Source organism: Lentzea albidocapillata, from assembly GCF_000719115.1.
GTDB classification, from domain to species: domain Bacteria; phylum Actinomycetota; class Actinomycetes; order Mycobacteriales; family Pseudonocardiaceae; genus Lentzea; species Lentzea albidocapillata.
Window position 1 is genome coordinate 208,793 of the sequence record NZ_JOEA01000005.1, and the last position, 14,291, is coordinate 223,083.

The window sequence follows — 14,291 nt, forward strand, 5'->3', positions numbered from 1 at the left end:
TCCGGAGAGTCAGAACACGTCAGAACGCGAGCGAGGCGATCACGCCGGCGATCGCGCCGCCGATGATCGGGCCCACGACCGGCACCCAGGAGTAGCTCCAGTCGGAGTCCTTCTTGCCCACTGCCTCGCCGTCGGTTCCCTTGTAGGACAACGGAAGCAGCGCGTGCGCGATGCGCGGGCCGAGGTCGCGGGCGGGGTTGATCGCGTAGCCGGTGGGACCACCGAGCGAGGCACCGATACCGACGACGAGCATGGCCACGGCCAGCGGGCCGAGCTGGGTCGGCGTCTTGCCGAGCGCGAGGACCACGAAGACCAGGACGAACGTGCCGATGATCTCGCACACCAGGTTCCAGGTGTAGCTGCGGATCGCCGGGCCGGTGGAGAACACCGCGAGCTTGAGGCCCTCGTCGGGCGTCGCGTCGAAGTGCGGCTTGTACGCGAGCCAGGCGAGCACGGCACCGAGGAAGGCGCCCAGCATCTCACCGGCGAAGTAGACGAGCGTCGAGCCCACGCCGACCGGCACACCGGGTGCGAACTCGTCCGCGCCACTGGTGAGGATGCCGATCGTCACGGCGGGGTTGAGGTGCGCGCCCGACTTGTAAGCGATGTAGACACCGGCGAAGACACCGAGGCCCCAACCGAAGTTGATCAACAGCCAGCCGCCGTCGAAACCCTTCGACTTGGCGAGCAGCACGTTGGCCACCACACCCGCACCCAGCAACAGCAAGATGCCCGTACCAAGCACCTCGCTGAGGAACACTGTCCCGAGACCCACGCTGGCCTCCCATTCGTCCTTGAACGGCTGATCACCACGTGGTGATTGAGGCGGAACGTAATGACCCACGTCACGCCGGCTCAACAGGGACGTTTCGACAATGTCGACACCTGCGACCCCCGAAGGTGTGACCGAGTGGTCACGCTGCGCGCAGACAAGGCGTTTCGGGCCTGTTTCCAGGCGTGACGGTTGCGTTAGCTGTTCGACATTGCCGACACGGGTCGTCTCAATTACGTTTCTCGCGTGCCGGGACCCATCCAGTCGATCGAACGAGCCGCAGCCGTGCTGCGGCTGTTGGCGCGTGGCTCCGGCCACCACGGTCTCACAGAGATAGCCGACTCGCTCGGTCTCGCGCGGGGCACCGCGCACGGGATTCTCCGTACGCTGCAACGGGTCGAGTTCGTCGAGCAGGATCACACGACGGGGCGTTACCGGCTCGGCGCCGCGCTGCTGCACCTGGGAACGTCCTATCTCGACGCGAACGAGCTACGCTCTCGATCGATCAACTGGGCTGACACGCTCGCCGCGCGGTCCGGCCAGGAGGTGCGGATCGGCATGCACCACGACGGCGCCGTGCTCGTCGTGCACCACGTGTTCCGTCCCGATGACTCTGTGCAAACACTCGGCATCGGCGCGATGCTGCCGTTGCACGCCACAGCGCTGGGCAAGGTGTTACTCGCCTACGACCCGGACCTGTCGGCGGCCGCACGCCGGCGGGAGCTCACGTCGTTGACGCGCAGGACGATCACGCGCACCCAGATGCTGGAGCGCGTGCTGACCGAGGTGCGCGGGCAGGGCTGGGCCGGCGAGGCCGAGGAGTACATGCCGGGTGAGGCCAGCATCGCCGCGCCGATCCGGATCCCCGGCGGCCTGGTGATCGGCGCGATCGGCATCTCCGGCGCGGCGGACCGGCTGTGCGACTCCACGGGACGTCCGCGTGCGACGCTGGTGCGTCAGGTCGTGCAGGCCGCGGAATCCGTCACCACTTCGCTTGTCGACGAGAACTGAAAGGCTCGCCGTGCAACGGTTCGTAATGGCGATCGACCAGGGCACGACGTCGACGCGCTGCATCGTGTTCGACCAGAACGCCCGCCTCGTCGCGGTCGCCCAGCGCGAGCACCGGCAGTACCACCCGCGGCCGGGCTGGGTCGAGCAGGACGCCGTGGAGATCTGGCGCAACGTCGACCGGATCGTGCCGCAGGCGTTGCGGCAGGCGGGGATCAGCGCCGACCAGGTCGTCGCGATGGGCATCACGAACCAGCGCGAGACGTTCGTGCTGTGGGACCGGCACACGGGTGTCCCGATCGGACGCGCGATCGTCTGGGAGGACATCCGGACCGAGGACCTCGTCACCGAGCTCGGGAAGAAGCAGGGCATCGAGGAGGTCCGCGACCGCTGCGGCCTGCCGCTCGCGACGTACTTCTCGGCGCCGTCGCTGCGGTGGATGCTCGACAACGTGGCCGGGCTGCGCGCGAAGGCCGACCGCGGCGACGTCCTGTTCGGCACCATGGACACCTGGCTGATCTGGAACCTCACCGGCGGCGTCAGCGGCGGCCTGCACGTCACGGACGTGACCAACGCGTCTCGGACGATGCTGATGAACCTCTCGACGCGGCAATGGGATCCGATGCTGCTGGAGTTCTTCGGCGTGCCGTCCTCGATGCTGCCGGAGATCCGCCCGTCGTCCGAGATCCACGGCATGACCACGCGGGTGGTGCCGGGCATCCCGATCACCGCGGCCCTGGGTGACCAGCACGCGGCTCTCTTCGGGCAGACCTGTTTCGAGAAGGGGTCGATCAAGGGCACGTACGGCACCGGCGGGTTCCTGCTGATGAACACCGGCACCGAGCTGGTGCGGTCGAAGCACGGGCTGCTGACGACGATCGGCTACCAGATCGGCGGTGAACCGACGTACGCGCTGGAGGGCTCGATCGCCGTCGCCGGGTCGCTGGTGCAGTGGTTCCGCGACAACCTCGGGCTGATCCACTCCGCACCGGAGATCGAGACCCTGGCGCGCACGGTGAAGGACAACGGCGGCTGCTACATCGTGCCGGCGTTCTCGGGCCTCTTCGCGCCGCACTGGCTCTCGCAGGCGCGCGGGCTCGTCGTCGGGCTGACGTCGTACATCAACAAGGGCCACCTGGCACGGGCCGTACTGGAGGCGACGGGCTGGCAGACGCGCGAGGTCGTCGACGCGATGAACGCCGATCTCGGCGTGCCGACGCCGGTGTTGAAGGTGGACGGCGGGATGACCGCCGACCACCTCCTGATGCAGTTCATCGCCGACGTGCTGGACATCCCGGTGATGCGGCCGCTGGTGGCGGAGACCGTGTCACTGGGCGCCGCGTACGCCGCGGGCCTGGCCGCCGGGTACTGGCCGGACCTGGAGGGGTTGCGCAGGAACTGGCACCTGGCCGCGCGGTGGAACCCGGCGATGGACGCCCGCCACCGCGAGGACGAGTACGCGAACTGGAAGCGGGCCGTGGAACTCACGTTCGCGTGGGCCCGCTCCACTCCGTCCAGTTAGGAACGCTGTTTGCGCACCCACGCGGCGACGTCGTCGGTCTCGATCGGCAGCGCGTCGGACAGGACGTCCGCGCCGGACGACGTGACGACCAGGTCGTCCTCGATGCGCACGCCGATGCCGCGCAGCTCCGGCGGCAGCGTCTCGTCGTTCGGGTGGAAGTACAGGCCGGGCTCGACCGTGAGCGCCATGCCGCGTTCCAGGATGCCCTGCTGGTAGGTCTCCTGGCGGGCGTCGGCGCAGTCGTGCACGTCGAGGCCGAGAAAGTGCCCGGTGCCGCAGACGATGTAGCGGCGGTGGTGCTGGCCGGACGGGTCGAGCGCCTTGTCGACGCTGACCGGCAGCAGACCCCAGTCGTGCAGGCCCTCGGCGAGCACGCGCATCGCCGTGTGGTGGAACGCGCTGTAGTCGTTGCCCGGCCGGACCTCCGCGAGCGCGGCGACGTGCGACTTCAGCACGAGGTCGTACACCTGGCGCTGCGGCGCGCTGAACTCGCCGCTGACCGGGAACGTGCGGGTGACGTCAGCGGTGTAGAGGGAGTTCATCTCGACGCCGGCGTCGAGCAGCAGCAGGTCGGCGTCGTTCACGCGGCCGTCGCAGCGCGTCCAGTGCAGGACCGGGGCGTGCGGGCCGGCGGCGACGATCGAGGTGTAGCCGGGGCCCTTGCCCTCGGTGCGGGCGCGGCGGTCGAACGTGCCCTGCAGCCAGCGCTCTCCCCCGCCGCGCACGGCCTGGCCGAGCTCCATGGCGACGTCGGCGAAGCCCTTGACCGACGCGTCGACGGCCTGGCGGAGCTGGTCGATCTCCCAGTCGTCCTTGATCCGGCGCAGCTCGGCGAGCACGGTGCGCAGCTCGTCGCTGTGCGAGCCGGTCAGCGCGTCGAGCAGCGGGTCGACGCCCTTGGCGACGAGCGTCTCCGGGTGGCGTCCGCGCAGGGCGTTCGCGAGGTCCTCCAGCGGCCGGGCCGTGATGCCGAGCGCCTGGCCCCACTCCTTCGGTCCGGCGGCGGCGCCGATCCAGAACGGGCTGCGGTCGGCGTCACCGAAGAAGTCGACGCTGTGGGTCTCGCTCGGGACCGGCACGAACAGCGTGGCGTCGTCGTCGGTCAGCACCAGCACGGCGCCCTCGACCTGGCAGCCGGTCAGCCACACGAAGTCGCTGTCGGCGCGGAACTCGTGGAACGTGTCGTTGGACCTGACGTGCGCGCGCCCGGCCGCCAGCGTGATCCGCTTGCCGGGCAGCGCCTGCACGAGCCTGGCGCGGTGAGCCGCGGCCGCCTCGGCAGTGCCCTGGGGCAGGTCGACGGAGCTGTCCCATTCACCCCAGCCGTCGCGGATGTACGTGCGGAAACCGTCCGCATCCACCAGTTTCGCCATGTCGCGGCGTGTCCGAGCCAATTCGCGTCCTCTCAGAGTGGTCCTTCCTGCCACCCTTCCTCCTGCCGGAGGGGTCTCGCCAATCCGGATCGGGGATAGCCTCAGGCTATGGAACTGGAGATCCGGCACCTGCGGGCGGTCTGCGCCATCGGCGACGCGGGCAGCCTGTCGCGCGCGGCCACGCAGCTCGGCATCTCCCAGCCCTCGCTCACCACCCTGCTGCAACGGGTGGAACGCCTGGTCGGCGGCAGGCTCTTCGACCGCGGCCGCGCCGGCGCCGAACCCACGGCGCTGGGCGCCCAGATGCTGCAACGGGCCCGGTTGCTGCTGGTCGAGCTGGACGCGTTCGGTTCGGACATGACCCAGCGAGACGGACCGTCCCGTCTCGGCTCGGTGCACATGGAGTGCGTCGCCCCGCTGTACACACGGCTGGAGGAAGTGCTCCCCGACATCACACTCGTGGTCGATCCGTCCTCGACGGGCCTGGCGCTGGCGCTGGCGAACGGTCACCTCGACGCGGCGGTCATCGCCGTGGACGAGGATGCCGATCTGGGGCTGCCCCGCGGGGTGGCGCAGCGGATCGTCGTGCCGTGGGTGCCGGTGTACATCGCCATTCCCGCCGCTCATCGCCTTGCTTCCCAGCGCGAGGTGGAGCTCGCCGACCTGGCCGGGGAGTCGTGGGTGGGGCCGCCGGGTGCCGAGGACGGCTCGCTGACGGCGCTGCGCGCGGCGTGCCGGGCGGTGGGGTTCGTGCCGCGGATCCGGTTCGAGATGCCGAGCGGCGCGGGCCGGCAGCTGATCGCGGCGGGCAAGGCGGTACAGCTGGTCGAACCGACGTCGCAGGGCGGTCCGGGCGTGGCGGTGCGACCGCTGGCGGGGGCGCCGATGCGGATGCGGCTGGTGTTCGCGTGGCGTCGGGAGCGGCTGACCTGGAGCCAGGCCAGCCGCGTGTTCGCCGAGGTGCTCGGTGCCTATTCGGATCAGGCGCTGGCCAGCCCGGTGTTCCGGCCCTGGTGGGAGGAACGGGGCGCGGCCCTCACCTCAGCCGGCTGACGTCAGTTCACGGATTCGATCCACCGCATAGCGCGCTGCTATGGAAGCACCCACGACTTTCCTGACTAGTCCGGCTTCGTCGGTTCGGCGAACAGCAGGTGCCGCACGTGCGCGGGTCCCTTGGCCAGCGCGCGAGCCGTGTCCTGGTTCTGCTGGTCCACGACGGTGCCGCGTTCGACGTGCTGGCGCAGGTGCTCCTGCCACGTCGCCACGGTGAAGGTCTCCAGGAACGTCCCGGGCTGCTCGGTGTCCCGGAACAAGCCCCACATCGTCGCCCCGGTGCGCCTGCGGGCCCGGCCGACGCGCTGCATGGCGTCGATGAACGCGTCCTCGTTCTCCGGCGCCACGGGCCACTCCACCGTGACCAGCACGGGACCGGCGGCGGTGTCGGTGATCTCCGGCGGCGCCTCCCAGTACGTGGCCGGGCTGATGTCGAGCGGCCGGTCGTTCAGCGGCAGCCACCTGGTCGCCGCGAGCGCCAGCACGACCATCGCCACCGCGGGCACGATCATGGCGACCTTGAGGCTGTACGCGTCCGCGATGGCACCCCACACCACCGCGCCCAGCGCCTGTCCGCCCATGAGGATCAGCTGGTAGTAGGCCAGCGCCCGCGCCCGTGTCCACGCGGGCAGCAGGACCTGCGCGGTGGCGTTGAACGTCGACAGCGTGGCGATCCAGCAGGCCCCCGTCAGCAACATCGCCACGATCACCAGCGCGAAGCTCTGCGTCAGCACCGCCGTGCTCGTCGCTCCCGCGTAGACGAACGTCGCGAACAGGACCATCCGGTTCTTGCTCATGCGCTGCAACAGTTTCGGCACCACGAACGCGCCGCCGATCGCCCCCGCCCCGACGCTGCCGAGCAGCACGCCGTACCCGCTGGCGTCGAGTCGCAACGGGCCGCGCGCGATCGCCGGCAGCAGCGCCCACAACCCGCTGCCGAACACGATGAACAACGTCAGCCGCGTGAGCACGCGCCGGAACAGCGGCGAACTGGCCACGTACCGCGCGCCCGTCCGCATCGCGGTCGTGATGTGCTCCGCGCCGAGCGGCCGGTGGTCCGACGGCCGCTTCCACCGCGTGAGCACGATCAGCACTCCGAAGAAGCTGACCGTGTTGAACGCGAACGTCGCCTCCGGTCCCGCCAGCGCGATCAGCAACCCGCCGAGCGCGGGCCCGATCGCGCGCCCGACGTTCATGTTGACGCCGTTGAGCAGCGCGGCCTGCGGAATCTCCTCGCGCGACACCAGTTCCGGCTGGATCGCCTGGAACGACGGCATCGACAACGCCTGCCCGATCGCCATCAGCGAGAGCAACCCGAGCAGGCTCACCGGCGTGGCCCTGCCGGTGCCCGCGAGCAGCATCAGCCCGCCCGCGCCTGCCAGCATCAACACCTGGCCGGAGATCAGCACCTGGCGGCGGTCGAGGATGTCGCCCAGCGCACCGAACGGCACCACGAGCAGGAACACCGGCAGCGTCGTGGCGGTCTGGACGAGCGCCACCTGCAGGGCGGTGCCACCGAGGTCGCCCATGAGCCACTGGGCGCCGACGGTCTGCGCCCACGTGCCGATGTTGGAGGCGAACTGGGCGAGCCACAGCGCGCGGAACGCGTTGCGGCGCAAGGGTGCCCACGTGGAGACGGTCACTCGCCGATCTTCACATCCGCGGGTGCCGCTTGCCGAATGCCGCGACCACTCCTTTTGGTCAACACTGAAACTACCGAGAGCACCACGCCTTACTCGTGAGTGATTTGGGTCACAGGGCCACCGCGGATCCGGCCGCCGCGGACGCGTGACCGGGCGGCGCGGGTCCGCCCTGTTCACGTCCTGAAAGTGCTCTCGGAACCTGGGAAAACAAGCGTTCACCCTGCCGGCGTTCGCCCGGAATCTGCCCGATTCCCCGGACCACGACAGATTGTGAACATTCGTCTCAACCGGGTACGTAATCGCTCAATGGTGAACCGTTGCCCCAATTCTGCTTGATACTGCGCGCAAAGCAGGCAGAGCAGAAAGGTTCCGAGCACTCGTGATCACGCCCGAGTACTTGCTGTCGACCCGCGAGTTCGAGGTGCTGTGGCAGACGCTGCGGCTCGGCAGAATGCCGTACCCGCTCGACGTGCCCAGCGAAGGAGCGACCGAGCAGGACGTCAAGGCCCTGCAGGACAGGACGATCGCCGGCCTGCGCCGGCGCGGCATCGCCGACGACGTGCGGCTGGAGGACCTGCTGCAGGTGCTCGGCGACCACGAGGTGTCCGTGGACGCCGTCGCCGGGCTCGACCGGACGGTGCGGGCGCTGGCCGCGTCCAGCGGAGACCAGGCCGTTCTCGCCGTCATCGACGGCGACAACGTCGGCCTCTCGCAGATCAGGGCCACGGCGCTCGCCCGCGAGATCGTCCGGGTGCTGCCCGAGGGTGTCGCCGGCCCCGGCAGCGCGCTGTCCGTGCGGCTGGAGACATTGCAGCAGGCGGTCGCACTGCAGGAGGCCGAGCAGGAGGAGGACTCCGAGGACCCGTGGGGCGCGGCCGACGAGGAACTGGACGACCGCGAGGCGTTGCTGAAGGCCGGGCTGTCCGCGCAGGACGCGCGCCAGATGGACGAGCTGGCGCAGAACCGGGTCGCGGGTGGCCAGTTCGGCGTCACGCACGGGCGGCACCGCGCCGACGTCGTGATCAACTGGTTCGACACCCACCAGGGCCGTTACCTGATGGTCCGCTCCGACGGCTGGCTCAGCCTGTCGCCCACCGACAACGACCGGATCGCGACGCGGATCGACGCGGTGCTGGCCTGAAGGTGAAACGCGGTGCGTCGCAGCGCACAACAATGATCCAAAACGGGCAAGACGGGCGTACTCTCCGGGGTGCGCCCGTCTTCTTGTGTCCACCCAAGGATTCAGCCGATCCGGTGAACGCCGAACCAGCTGGTGACGGACCTCAAGAGAGCCCTAAATCCCAGTGAATGGCCCCTGTGATTTGGGTCACAGTGACCCCAGGTCAAGGGCCGTTCCAGGGATGTGAACAGAGATCGAGAGCCCGAACGGGCAGTACCCGGAGAGCGCTCCCACAACCAGCGCAAACGATCACGCCCGTTACTCCATGTTCACCCGCCCGTGGCCCGTTTCGGTCCGTGGCAACGCATTGTGAAGATGGGTCTCAATTGGTAACTCGCACGCCGCAAAGTGAGCGTTGCACCAAAAGACACCCGATACTGCCCGCATGTACATCGTCGGTGACAAAGACGCTGTCCCGCTCGGGGACACCGTCAGCTCGGGTCAGGTGCAGATCGACCCGGACGCGGGCGAGGAACTACGCAAGCAGTTCCAGGCCCAGATCGACCAGGTCGACTCCTGGATCGAACGCGCCAACACGAGCATCGCCCGCCCGGCGCCGCTCGGTGCGAACCCGGTCGGCGACAAGATGCGCGACAAGTTCACCCATCGTGCCGAGGGTGAGCAGTACTCGTTCGTCAGCGTCATGACCGCGTACCGCACGGTTCTGGAGCAGACGAAGAACTCGATCGTCGAGGCGATCGGCAACTTCACCAAGCTCGACGAGGACCAGCAGGCCGAACTGAAGAAGCACATGGGTAACAGCTGATCTCGTGGCCAGCTGATCCAACGGAGTGAGAGGCGAGCCGGTCATGCCCCCCGAGACCGACCCGAGCGAAGTCGAGAACGTCCCTGTCCTCACGGACCCGCAGAACTGGGCGTCTCGATCGCACCAAGAGCTGTATGCCGCGGTGCACAACAACAACGACCCCGGTCAGGCCGGCCAGATCAGCTCCGACTGGGGCAAGTACGGCAACGAGCTTACCGAGGCGTCCCGAGTCATCAACTCGGTCATCACCTCGTCCGAGTCGAAGTGGACGGGTGACGCCGCCGAGGCCGCCCGCGCCGCGATGAAGAAGCTCGGGACCTGGGTCGACGAGACCGCGCGCACGGCCGTCGAGGTCGGCAACAAGGTCGCCGACCAGGGCCGTGTCATGGAGACCGCCAGGGCGCAGATGCCCCAGCCCGTCCAGTTCGACTGGAACAAGGCCGCGGCCGCGCTCTCCCAGCCCGGCACGCCCGCCTTCGTGCTGGCCTCCGCCGACATCCAGGCCGCCAACGCCGCCTCGCGCGCGGCGCACGACCAGGCGGTCGGCGTGATGACCAACATGGAGAACAACTCCCGGCAGATCGACTCGTCGACGCCCGCCTTCAAGCCGCCGTTCAACCCGAACACCGGCAAGGTCGAGGAACCGGTCATGGCGGTGCCGCGCTCCGGCGCGGCCGCATTCACCAACGGCGTGGACGGCCTCATGTCGACCCAGACTGCGAGTGCCGGCACGGCGACGGCCGCTCCGCTCGGCCAGCAGTCGGGTTCCAGCACCAGCGGCGTGACCAACGGCGGCGCGGGCGGCGGCAGTGGCGTGAACCAGCCCGCCGCGGCGGCCTACACGCCTTCCGCTCCTGGCTACACCGGACCCGGTGGCGCGGGCGGCGGTGCGGGTGGTGGCGCCGGTGGCGGCAGCAGCTACACGCCTCAGATGGGCAACACGAACACGAACACCGCCGCGGCCTACACGCCGACCGCCCCGGGCTACAACCCCGGCAGCACGCACACCAGCGGCACCGGTGGCAGTGGCGGCGGTAGCAGCTACACCCCGCAGATGGGTCCCGGCTACACGCCGCAGATGGGCCCCGGTGGCAAGACGAACACCGGCGGGGGCAACCAGAACATCCCGAAGCCCCCGGTCGTCGGCCGCGACATCGCGAACCCGAACTACACCCCGCAGAACATCAAGGGTGGTCCCGCTCCCTACACGCCGACGGCGCCCGGTTACAACGGTCCCGGTGGCGCGGGCGGCGGCGCCGGTGGTGGCGGCGGTGGCGGCGGTGGCGGTGCCGGTGGTGGTGCCGGTGGCGGCGCGGGCGCGAAGGGCCCCATGCCGTACACCCCGCAGATGGGTGCCGGTGGTGGTGCCGGCGGCGGTGGTGGTGGCGGCGCGTTCGGCGGCGGCGCGGGCGGTACCGCGGGTGCCGGTGGTGGCGCGATGCAGTCCGGTGGCGCGGCCGGTGTCCAGGGCCAGGCAGGCCGTGGCGGCATGCCGATGGGCATGGGTCCCGGTGGCGCCGCGGCGGCCGGTGCCGGCATGGGCGCGGGCGCGCCCATGGGTGGTGCTCCCGGAGCCGGTGGCCGTGGCGAGGAGGACAAGGAACACCGTTCCGCCAGCTACATCATGGGCGGCGACCTGTTCGAGGTCCCCGGTGAGAACCTGCCCCCGTCGGTGATCGGTGCCGCGAAGGTCAAGAAGCAGAAGGGGGCCGAGTCGTCTTGATCACGCCCGAGTTCCTGCTCTCGCCCCGCGAGTTCGACGTCCTGTGGCACGGCCTGCGGCTCGGCAGAGTGCCCTACCCGCTCGACGTGCCGAACGAGGGTGCGACCGAGCAGGAACGCCGCGTGCTCGTCACGAAGACGATGGACGACCTGCGGTCGCGGGGCCTCGTGGACAACGACCGCCTCGAGGACTTCCTGCGGCTGCTCGCCGACCACAGGGTGTCCGTGGACGCCGTCGCCGGTCTCGACCGCACGGTGCGGGCGCTCGCCGTCTCCAACGGTGAGCGCGCCGCGCTGGCGATCATCGACGACGACCGGGTCGGGCTGCTGGAGATCCGGGAGACCGGTATCGCCCGCGAGATCGTCAAGGTGCTGCCCGACGCCGTGCCCGGTCCGGGCACGGCGGTGAACGTGCGGGTGCAGTCCCTGCAGGACGCCGTCGTGCTGCAGGAGGCCGAGGAGTCCGATGCGGACGACGACCTGTTCGGCGACGGCCAGGTGGACGACCAGGAGGCGCTGCAGCAGGCCGGTCTGTCCGCGCAGGACGCGAAGCAGTTCGGCGAACTCGCGTCGAACCGCGTCGCGGGCGGCCAGTTCGGCGTCACCCAGGACCGCCAGCGGTCGGGTGTCGTCATCAACTGGTTCGACACCCACCAGGGCCGTTACCTGATGGTCAACTCGGACGGCTGGCTGAGCCTCTCGCCGACCGACAACGACCGCATCGCCACCCGAATCGACGCCGTGCTCGCGTGAACTGACGCGTCACAGCCGAACCGTAGTTGAACCGCCGCCGCCGGAGGACCGTGTGAACCCCGCGAACCCCTATCAGTGGGTCGAAGAGTACGAGGCCAAGCTGGCCGACCTGAAGCAGAAGTCGGAGGACCTCACGGAGAACGTCGCGGCGGCCTCCGCCACCGTGACGTCGAAGGACGGCGCGGTGACCGTGACGGTCGGCCCCAACGGCGGTCTGCAGAACCTGCAGCTGGGGCACCGCGCGGTCGAGCTCGGCGGGCCCAGGCTCACCGCGCTGATCCTGGAGACCGCGCGGGCCGCGCAGAAGCAGGCGGCCACCCAGGTCCTCGAGCTCTTCAAGCCTCTCGGTGAGGGCACCGAGGCCTACCAGATGGTCTCGGACTCGATCCCGGACGACGAGGTCGAAGAGGACAACGACCCGTACGACGAGGTCGACGACGAGCCGGAACCTGCTCCGGCTCCCCCGGTCAGCAGGCCGGCGGCGACTCCGCAGCCCGCGCCGGCCCGCGGCCGTCGCAGTGCGGCCGACGACGATGACGACGACAACCAGCCCTGGTAAGGAACAGCGATGACCGCGCCTGAAACTCCCCTCCCGTCACCTCCCGGGATGCACATCACCGAGGAGAACAAGCTCAAGGGCTCGCTGTTCATCGAGGCCTACGGCAGCTTGATCGACGGCATCAGCAAGGACGCCGAGAGCGAGACCGAGAAGGCGCTGGACATCACGTTCAACGCCATCGGCGCGGCCTCGGCCACGGTGATGTTCGCGATCGACCCGCTCGGCAGCATCATCGGTGCCGGCGTCGGCTGGCTGATCGAGCACGTGTCGTTCCTGCGTGACGCCCTGAACCAGCTGATGGGCAACCCGGAGGAGATCCAGGCCAACGTCGAGGCCAACAAGGCCCGCGCGGCCGAGCTGCGGGTACTGGCGGAGGACCACAAGAGCGGCCTCGCGACGTTCGACGGCTGGACGGGTGCGTCGTCCGAGCGCTTCAAGACGTCGATGGACGGCATGGGCCAGGAGCTCGACGACCTGGCGAACGCCGTCGAGAGCAAGGCCAAGATCGTCGCGATCATGGGCATGCTCGTCACGGTGCTGCGTGACATCGTCCGCGACCTGATCGCCCAGCTGATCGGTTCGCTGATCGGTGGCGCGATCATCGCCGCCGCCATGATGATCCCGACCTTCGGTACCTCGATCGCGGTCTTCGGCGGCTTCGCGGTCGGCAAGGCGGTCGCGCTGGGCGTGAACATCGCGTCCCGCGTGGCTCGCGTCGTCGCCGCCCTGGGCCGGCAGATGAAGCGCATCGGCGACCTCGACGAGATCATGAAGAAGGTCAGCAAGGGCTGGGAGCGCTTCGAGAACTCCGCTGACGTCGCCGAGATCACCTACGAGGGCTACAAGGCCCAGGACGGCGTCAACAAGAAGATCGACGAGGCGATGGAGGGCAGGGGCGGCGGCGGGGGCGGCAACACGCCTCCCGGTGGCACCGACGGCACCGGCACCGCGAGCGCGACGCTGGCCAACGCCCGTGTCGGCGCCGTCCAGCAGGAGGGGACCGCGCAGGCCACGCTCGCGAACACTGCCCTCAGGCCGGCGGAAGCGGACCAGCCGGTGCAGGCCTTCAGGCGGAACGTCGCAGAGCCGTTGCAGCCCATGCGCGCTGTCCGTGCGATGGACGCGGTCCAGCCGATGCAAGCGCGCATGGCCGTGTCCGCAGAACAGCCCGTGCAGGCGCGCATGGCCGTGAGCGCAGAACAGCCGTTGCAGGCGCGCATGGCCGTGAGCGCAGAACAGCCCGTACAGCCGCTGCAACGCACCGCCATGATCGCGGACCAGCCTGTACAGGCGTTCCAGCACACGCAGCAGATGGACGCAATGCAGCCGATGCAGCGAGCGGAGGCGCTCCAGGCTCCCGTGGCGTTCTCCCGTTCGGAGGCTTCGGACTCGACGATGGTGTCGGGCGTCAGCATGACCTCGGGGACGCCGGCGTACGAAGCCGTCCAGCCGATGCAAGCGCGTGAGATGTACATCAGCCCGGAAACGCCGTCCGAGCCGTTGCAGGCCCAGTCGGGTTACGAGCCGCTCGCGCGCACGCAGATGTCGCACGCGTACGACGCCCTCGAGCCGTCACAGCCTCATGAGGCGTACTCGCGCGTCGACGCCGAACCCGTCTACGAGAGCGTCAACCCGCTCATTGCGAGCGAGCCGCTGCAGCAGACCACGGCGTACGAGGCGGCCGGCGGTGCTGCGGCCCAGCCTCTGCGGCCGACCATCGCGCACGAGCGTTCCGTCCGGCCGACAGAGTAAGTCCCAGCCAACAGCCGGGATCCCGCGATCCCGCCTTGTTCTGACGCAGCACTGGAGAATCGCCGCTCATGGCCAAGGGGAACGTCACTCCCAGCCCGTCGCCGAGTCCGGGTTCGAACCCGCCACCCTCGGCACCGCCGACCAGCGGAACGGGCGGAGGCGGCCCCACCGGCAACAGCGGTTACTCC

At 69.6% G+C, this 14,291-nt stretch carries 12 protein-coding genes; 9 read left to right on the forward strand and 3 right to left on the reverse strand.

The window, feature by feature from the left end:
• Positions 1 to 19: 19 nt before the first annotated feature.
• On the reverse strand, positions 20 to 775 hold the full coding sequence (locus IG04_RS0107945; protein WP_030475901.1) for an MIP/aquaporin family protein: 756 nt from the start codon (positions 773 to 775) through the stop codon (positions 20 to 22).
• Positions 776 to 1,018: 243 nt separating this feature from the next.
• Between IG04_RS0107945 and IG04_RS0107950 the strand changes: the two genes are divergently transcribed.
• Together IG04_RS0107950 and glpK are read left to right on the forward strand one after the other, a co-directional pair.
• On the forward strand, positions 1,019 to 1,783 hold the full coding sequence (locus IG04_RS0107950) for an IclR family transcriptional regulator (protein ID WP_030475902.1): 765 nt from the start codon (positions 1,019 to 1,021) through the stop codon (positions 1,781 to 1,783).
• 25 nt (positions 1,784 to 1,808) lie between these two features.
• On the forward strand, positions 1,809 to 3,302 hold the full coding sequence (gene glpK, locus IG04_RS0107955; protein WP_030475903.1) for a glycerol kinase GlpK: 1,494 nt from the start codon (positions 1,809 to 1,811) through the stop codon (positions 3,300 to 3,302).
• On the opposite strand, the gene IG04_RS0107960 is transcribed toward glpK, so the two are convergent.
• Positions 3,299 to 4,675 (reverse strand): aminopeptidase P family protein, encoded by a 1,377-nt coding sequence (locus IG04_RS0107960; RefSeq protein ID WP_030475904.1) that lies wholly within the window; start codon positions 4,673 to 4,675, stop codon positions 3,299 to 3,301. The two genes, glpK and IG04_RS0107960, sit on opposite strands and share 4 nt — an antisense overlap.
• A gap of 108 nt (positions 4,676 to 4,783) precedes the next feature.
• Here IG04_RS0107960 and IG04_RS0107965 point away from each other — a divergent pair, with 108 nt between their 5' ends.
• Positions 4,784 to 5,728 carry a LysR family transcriptional regulator gene (locus IG04_RS0107965; RefSeq protein WP_030475905.1) on the forward strand — a complete coding sequence of 315 codons (945 nt, stop codon included), beginning with the start codon at positions 4,784 to 4,786 and terminating at the stop codon, positions 5,726 to 5,728.
• Between the two features lie 65 nt (positions 5,729 to 5,793).
• On the opposite strand, the gene IG04_RS0107970 is transcribed toward IG04_RS0107965, so the two are convergent.
• A complete protein-coding gene (locus tag IG04_RS0107970; RefSeq protein ID WP_030475906.1) occupies positions 5,794 to 7,371 on the reverse strand; it encodes an MFS transporter in 1,578 nt (525 codons plus the stop codon).
• Between the two features lie 379 nt (positions 7,372 to 7,750).
• On the opposite strand from IG04_RS0107970, the gene IG04_RS0107975 reads away from it, so the two are divergent.
• The 6 genes from IG04_RS0107975 (at position 7,751) to IG04_RS43805 (ending at position 14,103) form a co-directional block, all read left to right on the forward strand.
• Positions 7,751 to 8,512 (forward strand): ESX secretion-associated protein EspG, encoded by a 762-nt coding sequence (locus IG04_RS0107975; protein ID WP_030475907.1) that lies wholly within the window; start codon positions 7,751 to 7,753, stop codon positions 8,510 to 8,512.
• A gap of 424 nt (positions 8,513 to 8,936) precedes the next feature.
• On the forward strand, positions 8,937 to 9,317 hold the full coding sequence (locus tag IG04_RS0107980) for a hypothetical protein (RefSeq protein WP_051769211.1): 381 nt from the start codon (positions 8,937 to 8,939) through the stop codon (positions 9,315 to 9,317).
• 43 nt (positions 9,318 to 9,360) lie between these two features.
• Positions 9,361 to 11,040: a PPE domain-containing protein gene (locus IG04_RS48580; RefSeq protein WP_051769214.1), complete on the forward strand. Its 1,680-nt coding sequence runs from the start codon at positions 9,361 to 9,363 to the stop codon at positions 11,038 to 11,040.
• A complete protein-coding gene (locus tag IG04_RS0107990; RefSeq protein ID WP_030475910.1) occupies positions 11,037 to 11,792 on the forward strand; it encodes an ESX secretion-associated protein EspG in 756 nt (251 codons plus the stop codon). The genes IG04_RS48580 and IG04_RS0107990 overlap by 4 nt, the downstream gene beginning before the upstream one ends.
• Positions 11,793 to 11,844: 52 nt before the next feature.
• Positions 11,845 to 12,351, forward strand: a complete 507-nt coding sequence (locus IG04_RS0107995; RefSeq protein WP_030475911.1) for a YbaB/EbfC family nucleoid-associated protein — start codon at positions 11,845 to 11,847, stop codon at positions 12,349 to 12,351.
• 9 nt (positions 12,352 to 12,360) lie between these two features.
• Positions 12,361 to 14,103 carry a hypothetical protein gene (locus IG04_RS43805; protein WP_144065141.1) on the forward strand — a complete coding sequence of 581 codons (1,743 nt, stop codon included), beginning with the start codon at positions 12,361 to 12,363 and terminating at the stop codon, positions 14,101 to 14,103.
• Positions 14,104 to 14,291 lie beyond the last annotated feature (188 nt).

Excerpts from the sequence above, each read along its gene's own strand:
- IG04_RS43805 (WP_144065141.1), top strand. The coding sequence starts at position 12,361 with ATGACCGCGCCTGAAACTCCCCTCCCGTCACCTCCCGGGATGCACATC.
- glpK (WP_030475903.1), top strand. The coding sequence starts at position 1,809 with ATGGCGATCGACCAGGGCACGACGTCGACGCGCTGCATCGTGTTCGAC.
- IG04_RS48580 (WP_051769214.1), top strand. The coding sequence starts at position 9,361 with ATGCCCCCCGAGACCGACCCGAGCGAAGTCGAGAACGTCCCTGTCCTC.
- IG04_RS0107980 (WP_051769211.1), top strand. The coding sequence starts at position 8,937 with ATGTACATCGTCGGTGACAAAGACGCTGTCCCGCTCGGGGACACCGTC.
- IG04_RS0107960 (WP_030475904.1), bottom strand. The coding sequence starts at position 4,675 with ATGGCGAAACTGGTGGATGCGGACGGTTTCCGCACGTACATCCGCGAC.
- IG04_RS0107965 (WP_030475905.1), top strand. The coding sequence starts at position 4,784 with ATGGAACTGGAGATCCGGCACCTGCGGGCGGTCTGCGCCATCGGCGAC.